We start from the raw sequence: 12,231 nt of genomic DNA, 5'->3' as shown, positions 1-12,231 counted from the left end.
GAGAACGCGGCGGGCGTACTCGCGGCGCCCGAGATCGCGGGCGCGGATCCGACCGACGCGCTCGTCTTCGGTGCCGAGGACCTCTCGGCGGATCTCGGCGCGACCCGGACGCGGGAGGGGACGGAGGTGCTCTACGCTCGCGAGCGGGTCGTCCTCGCCGCGGCGGCACGGGACTGCGAGGCGATCGACACGCTCGTCACCGACTTCGGCGACGAGGAGCGCCTGCGCGAGGACGCCGCGTTCTCGGTTCAGCTGGGCTACGACGGCAAGCTGGCGATCCACCCCGCCCAGGTCGGCCCGATCAACGAGGCGTTTACCCCCGACGCCGACGAGGTCGAGTGGGCCGAGCGCGTTCTCGAGGCCGAGCGGGAGGCCGACGAGGCCAGTCGGGGGGTGTTCGAGGTCGACGGCGAGATGATCGACGCCCCGCTGATCGCCCAGGCCGAACGGATCCTCGAGCGGGCGTCGGCATCGAACTAGCAGGACAAGGAACCTAGAACGACCTAATATATCTGTGACGTATCCGATTGTGACTGGTATTCGCTACGCTTATCCACCAGTCGACGAAAGACCCCTCGTATGACCGGGCAGGCGAACCCATTCGAGAGTCTCCAGTCACAGATCGACGAGGCCGCCGCCTACCTCGACGTCGAGGACGACGTCCTCGAGCGGCTGAAACACCCCGAGCGCGTTCTCGAGACGAACCTCACGATCGAGCGCGACGACGGCTCGCTCGAGCGGTTCAAGGCGTTTCGCTCCCAGTTCAACGGCGACCGCGGTCCCTACAAGGGCGGGATCCGCTACCACCCGGAGGTCAACCGCGACGAGGTGAAGGCGCTGTCGGGCTGGATGGTCTACAAGTGCGCCACCGTCGACATCCCCTACGGCGGCGGCAAGGGTGGCATCGTCATCGATCCGAAGGAGTACTCGGAAGCCGAACTCGAGCGAGTTACCCGCGCGTTCGCCAAGGAGCTGCGGCCGATGGTCGGCGAGGACCGGGACATCCCCGCGCCCGACGTCAACACCGGCCAGCGGGAGATGAACTGGATCAAGGACACCTACGAGACCCTGGAAAACACCACCGAACCGGGCGTCGTCACGGGAAAAAACCTCGCCAGCGGCGGCAGCGAGGGCCGTGTCGAGGCGACCGGGCGCTCGACGGTGATCGCCGCCCGCGAGGCGTTCGACTACCTCGGCAAGGATCTCGAGGGTGCGACCGTCGCGGTCCAGGGCTACGGTAACGCCGGCTGGATCGCCGCCAAACTGATCGACGAGATGGGCGCGACCGTCGTCGCCGCCAGCGACTCGAGCGGCGGGATCTACAACCCGGACGGGTTCGACCCGGTCACGGCCAAACAACACAAAAACGAGACCGGCAGCATCGTCGGCTACGAGGAGAGCGAGGAGGAGATCACCAACGAGGACGTCCTGACGATGGACGTCGACCTGCTGATTCCCGCGGCCCTCGAGAACGCCATCGACGCCGACCTCGCCGAGGAGGTCGACGCCGACGTCATCTCGGAGGCCGCCAACGGCCCGCTCACGCCACAGGCCGACGAGATTCTCGCGGAGGGGGACGCCTTCGTGATCCCCGACATCCTCGCCAACGCCGGCGGCGTCACCGTCTCGTACTTCGAGTGGGTCCAGAACCGCCAGCGCTTCTACTGGGACGAACAGAAAGTCAACGAGGAACTCGAGGAACACATCGTCGACGCCTTCGACGCCCTGATCGAGACGATCGAGGAGAACGACCTCGAGAACCCCCGCACCGCGGCCTACGTGGTCGCGATCGAGCGCGTCGCGAACGCCTTCGAGGAAGCCGGCAGCTTCCCGTAGTCCGCCTCGAGCTATCGATTCGGTTACAGGATCGCGCGCACGTCGACATGTTTTTGCCGACCCGGACGGACCGATCGACAGAGCGTGATCCGAGAACGGCTCTCCCGGTACCGCGAGCGCGTCCGCCGGGAGCTGACCACTGCCCTCCGCGAGGAACACACCCCCCACGAGGTGGGGCTGAGCTTCGCGATCGGGATCTTCGTGACGGCCCTGCCGACCGGGGGGCTCGGGATCGGCCTGCTGGCCGGGCTCGCGGCGTGGCGGTCCTGGATCAGCAAGCCCGCGATCATCGCCGCGATCGCCGTTCTCAACCCCCTCGTCAAGCCCGCCGTCTACGTCGGCAGCTACCAGGTCGGCGGTCTCATCTTCGGCGAGCGACCGCTTCGCTCGAGCACGACCGACGCCTCGCTGCTCGAGACCGGGGGGATCGTCGTCCGACAGCTCCTGGTGGGCAACCTCCTGATCGCCGCGGCGCTGTCGGCCTCGAGTTACGTCGTCGTCGCCCGGCTGACGCGACTCCACCGCGAACGGGCGGACGACCCCGCCGACGGGTCGTCCGCGTCGGCCGTCCTCGGCCTGTTCCGTCGCTAGACGAGGGTCTCTTCGAGACGATCTCTTCGTCGGGTGCTCGAGCGCACGCTCGGGTCGATGACCGCCTCGTCGTCGGAGCCCCGGTTCCGCTAGACGATGCCCAGTCCGTAGGCGAGCAGGGCGAGCCCCACCAGGACGGCGACGGCGCCCGTCCCTCGAGTGACCATCACCCGGTCGGACGCCTCGAGTTCGCTATCCTCGAACGGGGTCATCCCTTCCCGGCGCTGGGCCTCGACGATCGCGGGGGCGTACCGGATCCCGGCGATGCCGAACGCGAGGAAAACGATCCCGAGAGCCGTCGCGAGCATCCTACAGGCCGAGTTCGCGACCGATAACGAGATGCTGGATCTCGCTGGTTCCCTCGCCGATCTCCATCAGCTTGGCGTCGCGGTAGAACCGCTGGGGGGCGAAGTCGGTGGTGTAGCCGTAGCCACCCAGCACCTGCACGGCGTCCTCGGCGACCTCGCGGGCGGCCTCGCTGGCGTCGAGTTTCGCCAGCGCGGACTCCCGGGTAACGGGCTCGCCCTGATCGTAGCGGTAGGCCGCCTGATGGGTGAGCAGTCGGGCGCGCTCGGTCTTGCGGTGCATGTCGACGACCTTGTCCCGGACGGCGTCGAACTGTGAGATCGGCTGGCCGAACTGCTCGCGCTCCCGGCTGTACTCCTTGGCGTGCTCGTAGGCGCCCTGAGCGAGTCCGGTCGACAGCGCCGCGATCGAGATCCGCCCGCCGTCGAGCGTTTTCTTGGTCTGGTCCCAGCCGTCGCCCGCCTCGCCGAGCAGGCGATCCTCGGGCAGGCGGACGTCCTCGAGTTGTATCTCGCAGGTCGGCGAGGCGTTCAGCCCCATCTTGTCCCAGATCGTCGTCACCTCGAACCCGTCGTCCTCGCGGGGGTCGACGATGAACGTCGAGATCCCGTCGTAGCCGGCGCCGGGGTCGGTAACGGCCTTGACGAGCACCGAACCCGCCTCGGAGGCGTTCGTGATGAACTGCTTCGTGCCGTTTATGACCCACTCGTCGCCGTCCTTCTCCGCCACCGTATCCATGTCGGAGGCGTCCGAGCCGCTGCTCGGCTCCGTCAGCGCCCAGCCGCCCATGTACTCGCCCTCCGCGAGCGGGCGCAGCCAGCGTTCCTTCTGCTCCGGCGTGCCGAAGAGCTCGAGCGGTTTCGACGCCAGCGAGATGTGGGCGACGTAGGAGAGTCCGACCGAGCCGGAGACGCGTCCGATCTCCTCGGCGACCAGCGAGTACATCAGGGTGTCGCCGCCGAGCCCGCCGTACTCCTCGGAGATGGGGACGCCCATCATGTCGAGGTCGGCGAGCTGGTCGAAGATCTCCTCGGGGAAGCGGTGGTCGTCCTCGATCTCCTGGGCGATCGGCTCGATCTCGCCCTGGCAGAACTCCCTGACCGTCTCCTGGATCATCCGGTGTTCGTCCGGCAGATCGAAGTCCATGTGCAATACTTGCCAGGCCCCGGAATAAACGCTCCGGAAAAATGATCAACTACGGGGCCGGCTACCAGCCGCGGTCGTCGTCCTCGCGGTCGTCTCGATCGTCGCGGTCGTCCCGGTCGTTCCGATCCGCCGCGTCGCCCCAGCCGGCGTCGTCCCAGTCGTCGATCTCCTCGTCGTCGTCGCCCCACCCGTAGTCGCTCGTCCAGTCGTCGTTCTCCTCAGTGCGGTCGTCCGTCTCGGGCTGTCGGCTCGAGTCGATCCGATCCTCGGAGGGCGCCTCGCCGCCGTCGGCACGGATCGCCGCCCGCTGATCGGGGATCAGATCGAGGTCGGCGTTCGTGTCGCCGAGCACCAACAGCGCGTAGTACTTGAAGTAGGAGACGACGGGCACCTGGATCAGGAGGGCGGCGAGGACGAACGCGAGGACGGCCGCGAGCACCACCACGGCGGCGAGGACGGCGCCGATATCGCCGAGCGCGAACAGCAGGACCGCGACGACGACGAACGGAATCGCGACGACGATGCCCGCGACGAGCATGAGGATGCTGACGGCGATCCCGACCGCGGCCTGGATGATCCAGACGAGGACGAGGTAAACGACGTACTCGAGCCAGTTCGCGCGAGCCGTCGGCCAGAACCGGCGCCACGCCGAGAGCACGCCCCGCTCCTCGAGCAGCATGATCGGGGCGACGAACTCGGAGGTAAAGCGATTGATCACGGCGTAGACGAGGTAGGTGCCGACCGCGAACAGCGCCGCGAGGCCGACGACCCCGGCCGATCCGTCGATCCCGCCGAGGCCGAGTATCGAGGCGACAACGGGGGTCGCGCCGACGAGTGCCGCGGTCGCGATCAGCACGACCCGGAATCCGAACAGCCGAATGCCACGGCCGACGTTCGCGTTCGCGTACCGTCGAACGCGGACCGTCTCGGAGCGAAGCGACTCGATGAAGACGAACTCCATAATGGCCGCGACGAACGCGTACCCGAGCCACAGCAACAACAAGAAACCGACCGCGACGGCGGCGACGAGCAGCGCCTCCTCGGGGACGGCCTCGGCTCCGGGACCGGGGGTCTGCTCCGCTGCCGGCCCGACGTCTCCGGTCGGCGCCGACGGAAACCCGGTTCCCAGCCCCCCGACGAACAGCGCGACGATCGCCAGCCGGAGCCACAGTCCCGCCCGGACCGGCGTCAGAAAGTTCCGCGTCGCGTCGATCGCGTCACCGAGGTCGTCGACAGCGTCCATGCGTACCGGACCGTACCGTCGCGCTGTTGATAATAATACTGTTCCGCGTTCCGCGAGCGGTCGCGACGGGCCCGAATCCACACCCCGGACTGGTCTCGGTTGCGACAGTTCGAGAGGCATTTAACGCTATGGGCCCTCCGTTCGACGTATGGATATCCGCCAGCTCGCTCGCGGAACCGTCGAGTGGAGCCGCATCGAGCGCGTCGTCCGGACGCTGGCGGAACGGTACGGTCGCGAGGCGGTCCGCGTCGAGTTCCTCGAGGCCGACAACTGGCTGTCGACCCCCTGCGTCATCGACGACGAGTGGTTCGTCAAGATCGTCTCCCGACAGAACGCGCTGGTCCACGCCCTGCTGACGACCGGACGCAACGTTGGCGCCTTCTCCTCGGGGACGGAGGGCTTTTTCGACCGCTTCGACACGCCCCGCGAGATGGTCGAACACGAGTACGAGGCGACCAGGCGGATGCGCGAGATCGGCCTCAACGCGCCGCGTCCGATCGACGCCTTCGAGGTCAACGGGCTAGGCGTGCTCGTCCTCGAGTACCTCCCGGCGTTCGAGTCCCTCGACGAGGTCTCCGACGAGTTCGTCGCGGCCCGCGCCGTCGACCTCTTCGAGATGCTGGCGACGCTGCACGACCACGGGCTGGCCCACGGCGACCTGCGCGCCGAGAACATCCTGCTGTGTGACGGCGAACTGTACTTCATCGACGCCACCAGCGTCCACGAGGACCGGGTCGACGAGACGACCGCGTACGATATCGCCTGCGCGCTCGCGGTGCTCGAGCCCCGGATCGGCCCACGGGACGCCGTCGATGCGGCCCTGTCGGTGTACGACCCCGAGACGCTGCTCTCGGCCCGGCGCTTTCTGGACTTCGTTCGGCTACGCCCCGACCACGAGTTCGACTCGACGACGCTGCGAAGCGAACTCGAGAAGGCGGCCGATCTGGGCCGGCAGCGCTGACGGCAGGGCCTCCCGAGTGGCCGCTCGCGACCCCGCGAGTGCAGGCACTGGTCGTTTTTCCCGCTCTCCGTTATCCGATCTATGGGAATCCAACTCACCGAGGACGACGTCGGCAAACCCGTCGAGACGGCGGACGGCGAGCGGGTCGGCGTGGTCGCCTCCCTCGAGGGCGCGACCGCCGAGATCGACTACGATTCCGACGCGCTCGAGGCGATCAGGGGCGCGCTCGGCCAGAACGTCGACACCGATGCGGAGACGGTTTCGTTCGGGGAGGACGACGTCGGCGGGATCACCGAGGGAACGGTTCGACTCGAGCGTGCCGGCGCCGACGGCAGCACGGACGACGCCGAGAACGCCGGACGCGACGACGACGAACCGGTCATCGAACGCGACGAACGGACCGACGACGAGGGCTCCGGCGGCGGCCGACGCGACACCGGCCAGGGAACCACGGGAACCGACGACCTCCCCGACGAGTCCGGCCGCTCCGGCGAGGCGCTCGAGCCCGAAACCGAGGGGATGGACGAGGCCGGTGACGAGCGCCACCCGGACACCGAGGAGGCGCCCCCGGAAGGTGATCGAACGGTGACGCGGGACCGCGGCAAGGACGAGGATCGGTGAACCGCCTCGGCGTACCTCGCCTGTAGAACGACTTCGATCCCAGGCAAGACGGCCGCTGTTCGTACCGAGCGGCGAACACTACCTCGAGAAAACGTAACACAGAAGCGCCTGCTCCGAGCAACGAGAGACATGAGCCTGGACGGCGCGCTGTCGAGCGTTCGACTGACGCTCGATCTGTGGCACCCGAACTGCTGGGCCATCGAGGCGACCGATCGGACGGGGGGCGGCGTGCTCGCTCACGCGGTCTACAGCTCGCCGAAAACCGACGGGGAGAGACCGCACACGGTCAAGGGACTGTTCACGGCCTTCGGGGACACGTCGGCGGAGGTCGAGGGACTTCTGGATGCAATCCGTGACTCCGAGCACTCGGGCGAGGTGTTCGAACTGCAGGAACGGTTCGGACGTGCGCGCAACACGCCCGGAAACGTCGTCCGCGAGTTCTTCCTCGAGTACGACCCCACCGAGATGGTCTGTCCGACCCTGCTCGAGAACGGGTTCGTCCACAGCGCACCGGTTCGCATCGAGGACGGCAGCGAGACGTGGAAGCTGTGTTTCGCCGGTGATCGGTCCGGCATCGAGCCCTCGCTGGACGACGTCCGCGAGACGGCCGGCGCCGAAGTAACCGTGACGTCGATCACGACCGCCGACGCGCCCGGCCGCTCGGCGCGTACCCAGCGTCTCGACACGCTGACGACCGCCCAGCGGGAAGTGTTCGAACACGCCCGCGAGACCGGGTACTACGAGTGGCCTCGAGAGATCACGACCCGGGAGCTCGCGGACGACCTCGACATCGCGAAATCGACGCTGCTCGAGCACCTGCGCAGGGCCGAATCGAAGCTACTGGATCCGTAGGCGGGCGGTTCGGGTCGTCACCGTCTCCGATCGAGAGAGCGCCGCCTCAGCCCAGGATCGCCCGCAGCGCGAACGCGAGGTTCTCCTTGCGCTCGCGAACCCGCCGATAGAAGTACGACAGCCACCTGGAGCCGTAGGGAACGTACTGATACACGTCGACCCCCTGGGCGGCCAGTTCGTACTGGGCGTCGGTCCGAACGCCCATCAGCATCTGCACTTCGTAGGGCGTGCCGTGGGTCCGGTGTAACTCGCGTGCGCGGGCGACGACCGCCGGATCGTGGCTCCCGATCGCGATCCCGTCGTCGAACGACTCGAACATGTACTCGAGGAGCTCCCCGTAGACCTCGTCGACGCGGTCCTTGTCGGTGTAGGCGATCTCCGCGGGTTCGTCGTAGGCACCTTTGACCAGCCGGATCTTGCCGGGGGCGTCCGCGAGACGCTCGAGGTCCTCTCGGGTGCGCTCGAGGTTCGCCTGGAGACAGAGGCCCGCTCCGCCCCCGTGGCGACGGACGAGCGCTTCGTAGGCGTCGAGGGTGGCGTCGGTCGTCGTGTGGTCTTCCATGTCGACCCAGACGAACACGTCCCTGTTTGCGCCGTAGTCGACGATCTCGATGAGGTTTCGTTCGAACGTCTCCTCGTCGACGCCGAGGCCGATCTGGGACGGTTTCACCGAGATGCAGGCGTCAAGATCCGACGCTACGATATCGTCGATCAGTTCGACGTAGGCGTTTACGTCCGCCGCCGCGTCCGATGGGTCGTCGTAGTGTTCGCCGAGCAGGTTGAGAATGCCCGCAACGTCGCGCTCGTTGAGCGTCCGAACGTGCTCGAGCGCGTCGCTGGGCGTCTCACCCGCAACGAACTTGCTCGCGATAGGGGGGATCATTCGTCCGTATCACTCGACACGGACCACATAAGCCGCCACCCGACCAATGCGTTAGATATCTCTGTGTATGAAATTATCCTCGGACGGGGCCGACCATGATCGGTGGTGCTTACATAGGCTCGGCGTGTGAGTACAAACCATGTCGCAGCAAACTGGGACGCAACCACACCAGCATTACATCGCGGGAGAGTGGACCGACGGAAGCGGTTCGGAGACGTTCGCGAGCGAGAACCCGGCCACGGGCGAGACGCTGGCGGAGTTCCAGCGCGGAACCGCCGACGACGTCGACGAGGCCCTCGAGGCGGCCGAGGAGGCCTTCGAGGAGTGGCGCGACCTCTCGTACATCGACCGGGCGGAGTACCTCTGGGACATCTACCACGAACTCCGGGAGCGCCACGAGGAGTTAGGCGAGATCGTTTCCCAGGAGTGTGGCAAGGAGATCTCGGAGGGGAAAGCCGACGTCACGGAGGCCTGGCACATGGTCGAGTGGGCGGCGGGCAACGCCCGCCACCCCCACGGCGACGTCGTCCCCAGCGAGGTCGCGAACAAGGACGCCTACATGCGCCGCAAACCGCGGGGCGTGATCGGCTGTGTCACCCCGTGGAACTTCCCGGTCGCGATCCCGTTCTGGCACATGGCCATCGCCTTAGTCGAGGGCAACACGGTCGTCTGGAAACCCGCCGAACAGACCCCGTGGTGCGGCCAGATCATCGCCGAGATGTTCGAGGATGCGGGGATCCCCGAGGGCGTGTTCAACATGATCCAGGGGTACGGCGACGCCGGTGCGGCGATCACCGACGACGACCGCGTCGACACCGTCCTCTTTACGGGCTCCGCGGAAGTGGGCCAGGAGATCGCCAGCAAGGTCGGGGGCGAACCCGGCAAGCTCGCGGCCTGCGAGATGGGCGGGAAGAACGGCATCATCGTCACCGAGGAGGCCGACCTCGACATCGCCGTCCACTCGGCGATCATGTCGAGCTTCAAGACGACCGGGCAGCGCTGCGTCTCGAGCGAGCGCCTGATCGTCCACGAGGACCTCTACGACGAGTTCAAGGAGCGCTACGTCGAGATCGCCGAGGATATCGCCGTCGGCGACCCGCTCGAGGAGTCGACGTTCATGGGGCCGGCGATCGAGGCCGAACACCTCGAGAAGATCGAGAAGCACAACGAACTCGCCCGCAAGGAGGGCGCCGAAGTGCTGGTCGACCGCTTCGAACTCGAGGACGACGAGATTCCCGACGGCCACGACGACGGTCACTGGGTCGGCCCGTTCGTCTACGAGATCGAGTACGACACCGATCTTCGGTGCCTGAAAGAGGAGTGTTTCGGTCCCCACGTCGCCTTACTCGAGTACTCGGGCGATATCGAGGACGCGGTCGAGATCCACAACGACACTCCCTACGGGCTGGCCGGCGCGATCATCTCGGAGGACTACCGCCAGATCAACTACTTCCGCGACCGCGCCGAGATCGGCCTGGCGTACGCGAACCTGCCGTGTATCGGCGCCGAGGTCCAGTTGCCGTTCGGCGGCGTCAAGAAGTCGGGCAACGGCTACCCCAGCGCCCGCGAGGCCATCGAGGCCGTCACCGAGCGCACCGCCTGGACGATGAACAACTCGAAGGACATCGAGATGGCCCAGGGACTGTCGGCGGACATCCTCACTCGAGAGGACTGAACGGCGTCCTCGAGCCGGTTTCCGTTTTCGACGCGGCGACTTGCTGGACGACGCGATAGCCCGCGACCTCAGTCGCGCGATGACTCCGTTCGGTGCTGTCCCCAGAACCCGCCGTGTTTCTCGACGTCCAGATCACCCCGCACTTCCGCCTGACAGGAGAGCCGTAGCCCACCGTCGGGATCGTGGGGCGGCGCCGAGAGCCGGCGTTTCTCGCGGCTCGTGGGCTCGCTCACGGGGCCGTCGATCTCCACCGCACACGTACCGCAGGTCCCGTGGCCGCGACAGTTCAGCAGGGCCGACCGCCCGTTGTGCGGCGACAGCCCCGCCTCGAGCAGGACGTCCCGGAGGATCGCTCCGTCCTCGCAGTCGATCTCCCGGCCCTCGAAGGTAACCGTTGGCATGGGACGGCGTCCGCGGCGCGGAACGAAAGGCGTTCGCGAGGCGGCGGTATCGATGCGACTCACCGCGGACGGTCGCCGCGGCCCGGTACGGCGACGTCCAGTGGCGGGCCGCCCTCGAGAAGCGATGACCCGTTCCCCGAGCCGAAGACGGCGCTCGAGGTCGGAGGCGAAAGGAGTGGCGCGGGCGAAGGCGAGCCGACGGGAGTGGGTCGCTCGATTCCCGGGAGATCGAGCGAAGCGCGGCCGGAGCGACGCGCAGTGCCGGTCTGACGTGAAAAGCGCCTGTAACCGGCATCGAAGACAATGCCGTCGGTGGATAAAAAAACAGCGGTCGACGTCGGCTACAGCCGGCGGTCCCGAAGCGCGGGGAACTCCTCGCGGATCGACGCGATCGAGTCGGGATCGATCCCGGCGGTGACGAAGGCCGGATCGTCGCCGCTCGAGGCCAGCGTCACGCCCCAGGGGTCGTAGACCGTCGACCGGCCCAGCAGCTCGGCGCCGGCGTCGTCGAACTCGCCGGACCCGTTTACCGTCGCGACGTAACACTGGTTCTCGATCGCCCGCGCCCGCGAGAGGGTCTCCCAGTGTTCGATCCGCGGGTAGGGCCAGGCGCTGGGGACGACCAGCAACTCGGCGCCGGCGTCGATCAGCTCCCGGTAGAGCTCGGGGAATCGCAGGTCGTAACAGGTCGTCACACCGATCGTGACGCCGCCGACCGAGGCGGTCTCGATGCGCTCCCCGGGGACCAGCAGCTCGGCCTCGGCCGACTCGTAGCCGAAGAGGTGGTGTTTGCGGTAGACCAGCTGCAACTCGCCGCTGGCGTCGAACAGCGCGGCGGTGTTGGCCAGCCCCTCGTCGGCGGGCGTCTCGACGGCCTCGGTTTCGGCGAGATCCTCGACGATCGTCCCCGCGAGGACGGCGATCCCGTGGTCCGCTGCGGCCTCGCCGAGTCGGGTAAACGTCTCCCCCTCGAACGGTTCGGCGTAGCGCTGGTAGAGGTCGAACGCGAAGTAGCCGACGTTGAACAGCTCCGGCAGGGCGACCAGGTCGGCCCCCTCGTCGGCGGCCCGCTCGACCGCCTCGAGGGCGCGCTCGACGTTGCCCTCGACGTCGCCGGCCTCGATCTCGAGTTGTGCGAGCGCGAGGTCGAGCCCGTCGGCGCTCACGGCGATCCCTCCAGGTCGCGCTCGAGCGCCCGCCGGAGGTTCTCGAGCTCCTCGTCGAGGTTGCGCTTGAAGAACTTCTCGACGCCCGGCAGCTTCCCGTCGACGACGAACTCGTTCTCGAGGCGGCTCCCGGTCTCGGTCTCGACGATCCGGTGTTCGCCGGTGACGTCTAACCCCGTCGACCGTCCGGTGAACTTGACGTACTCGGGCGGACGGCGGGTGACGTCCTCGGTTTCGACGGCGACCGTCTGGCGGACGAGCGGAATCGGGAGCTCGACCTGCCAGGTCGCTCGTCGCCCCTCGGGGCCGTCGATGGAGTACTCCTGGACGACGCTGATCGCCCGGGCGCGGTTCTCCGGATCCGAGATGAACTCCCAGACCCGTTCCGGCGGCGCCGCGAGCTCGAACGACCGGTCGACGCGTACAGTCATGCAACTACGTCGGTCGTTCTCGGGTAAAAAGACCACGAACCCCTCATACGGTTTACTGTAGTCAATTACCGCCGATCGCCAGAACGGGGTCGGCGATCGGCGGTAAATAGTTACAGCAA

General features: G+C 67.4%; 14 protein-coding genes. 7 read left to right on the top strand and 7 right to left on the bottom strand.

The genetic code is table 11. From position 1 onward, the window contains the following. From ACNA7R_RS16415 to ACNA7R_RS16405, 3 genes are all read left to right on the top strand, one after another. The coding region (locus ACNA7R_RS16415) for an HpcH/HpaI aldolase/citrate lyase family protein (protein WP_416284617.1) at positions 1-480 on the top strand (480 nt) is incomplete at its 5' end. A gap of 99 nt (positions 481-579) precedes the next feature. After that, a complete protein-coding gene (locus ACNA7R_RS16410) occupies positions 580-1,836 on the top strand; it encodes a Glu/Leu/Phe/Val family dehydrogenase (protein WP_416284616.1) in 1,257 nt (418 codons plus the stop codon). Between the two features lie 84 nt (positions 1,837-1,920). After that, positions 1,921-2,427: a DUF2062 domain-containing protein gene (locus ACNA7R_RS16405; RefSeq protein ID WP_416284615.1), complete on the top strand. Its 507-nt coding sequence runs from the start codon at positions 1,921-1,923 to the stop codon at positions 2,425-2,427. 89 nt (positions 2,428-2,516) lie between these two features. Here ACNA7R_RS16405 and ACNA7R_RS16400 read toward each other — a convergent pair whose 3' ends face one another. From ACNA7R_RS16400 to ACNA7R_RS16390, 3 genes are all read right to left on the bottom strand, one after another. Next, on the bottom strand, positions 2,517-2,735 hold the full coding sequence (locus tag ACNA7R_RS16400) for a hypothetical protein (protein ID WP_416284614.1): 219 nt from the start codon (positions 2,733-2,735) through the stop codon (positions 2,517-2,519). Between the two features lies 1 nt (position 2,736). Then, on the bottom strand, positions 2,737-3,879 hold the full coding sequence (locus ACNA7R_RS16395; RefSeq protein ID WP_416284613.1) for an acyl-CoA dehydrogenase family protein: 1,143 nt from the start codon (positions 3,877-3,879) through the stop codon (positions 2,737-2,739). 61 nt (positions 3,880-3,940) lie between these two features. Beyond that, complete coding sequence (locus tag ACNA7R_RS16390; RefSeq protein WP_416284612.1) at positions 3,941-5,122, bottom strand: hypothetical protein; 1,182 nt, start codon at positions 5,120-5,122, stop codon at positions 3,941-3,943. Between the two features lie 148 nt (positions 5,123-5,270). Between ACNA7R_RS16390 and ACNA7R_RS16385 the strand changes: the two genes are divergently transcribed. From ACNA7R_RS16385 to ACNA7R_RS16375, 3 genes are all read left to right on the top strand, one after another. After that, positions 5,271-6,083, top strand: coding sequence for an RIO1 family regulatory kinase/ATPase (locus ACNA7R_RS16385; protein WP_416284611.1), 813 nt, complete (start codon positions 5,271-5,273; stop codon positions 6,081-6,083). Positions 6,084-6,164: 81 nt separating this feature from the next. After that, the gene (locus ACNA7R_RS16380; RefSeq protein WP_416284610.1) at positions 6,165-6,704 is read left to right on the top strand and encodes a hypothetical protein; all 540 of its coding nucleotides are present in this window, start codon (positions 6,165-6,167) and stop codon (positions 6,702-6,704) included. Positions 6,705-6,833: 129 nt separating this feature from the next. Then, positions 6,834-7,556 (top strand): helix-turn-helix domain-containing protein, encoded by a 723-nt coding sequence (locus ACNA7R_RS16375; RefSeq protein ID WP_416284609.1) that lies wholly within the window; start codon positions 6,834-6,836, stop codon positions 7,554-7,556. A 46-nt stretch (positions 7,557-7,602) separates the two neighbouring features. On the opposite strand, the gene ACNA7R_RS16370 is transcribed toward ACNA7R_RS16375, so the two are convergent. After that, positions 7,603-8,439 carry a proline dehydrogenase family protein gene (locus tag ACNA7R_RS16370; protein ID WP_416284608.1) on the bottom strand — a complete coding sequence of 279 codons (837 nt, stop codon included), beginning with the start codon at positions 8,437-8,439 and terminating at the stop codon, positions 7,603-7,605. Between the two features lie 139 nt (positions 8,440-8,578). Between ACNA7R_RS16370 and ACNA7R_RS16365 the strand changes: the two genes are divergently transcribed. Continuing rightward, on the top strand, positions 8,579-10,114 hold the full coding sequence (locus ACNA7R_RS16365) for an aldehyde dehydrogenase family protein (RefSeq protein ID WP_416284607.1): 1,536 nt from the start codon (positions 8,579-8,581) through the stop codon (positions 10,112-10,114). Between the two features lie 68 nt (positions 10,115-10,182). Here the strand turns inward: ACNA7R_RS16365 and ACNA7R_RS16360 are convergent, their stop codons facing one another. The 3 genes from ACNA7R_RS16360 to ACNA7R_RS16350 all read right to left on the bottom strand — a co-directional run bounded on the left by ACNA7R_RS16360 (position 10,183) and on the right by ACNA7R_RS16350 (position 12,112). Beyond that, a complete protein-coding gene (locus tag ACNA7R_RS16360) occupies positions 10,183-10,515 on the bottom strand; it encodes a 2Fe-2S iron-sulfur cluster-binding protein (RefSeq protein WP_416284606.1) in 333 nt (110 codons plus the stop codon). A 341-nt stretch (positions 10,516-10,856) separates the two neighbouring features. Continuing rightward, positions 10,857-11,681, bottom strand: a complete 825-nt coding sequence (locus ACNA7R_RS16355; protein WP_416284605.1) for a carbon-nitrogen family hydrolase — start codon at positions 11,679-11,681, stop codon at positions 10,857-10,859. Continuing rightward, positions 11,678-12,112 carry a CoxG family protein gene (locus tag ACNA7R_RS16350; RefSeq protein WP_416284604.1) on the bottom strand — a complete coding sequence of 145 codons (435 nt, stop codon included), beginning with the start codon at positions 12,110-12,112 and terminating at the stop codon, positions 11,678-11,680. Before ACNA7R_RS16350 ends, ACNA7R_RS16355 begins: the two co-directional genes overlap by 4 nt. Positions 12,113-12,231: the final 119 nt, after the last annotated feature.

The organism is Natronococcus sp. (genome assembly GCF_047921035.1).
GTDB lineage: Archaea > Halobacteriota > Halobacteria > Halobacteriales > Natrialbaceae > Natronococcus.
This window is presented reverse-complemented; position numbering and strand designations above follow the sequence as displayed.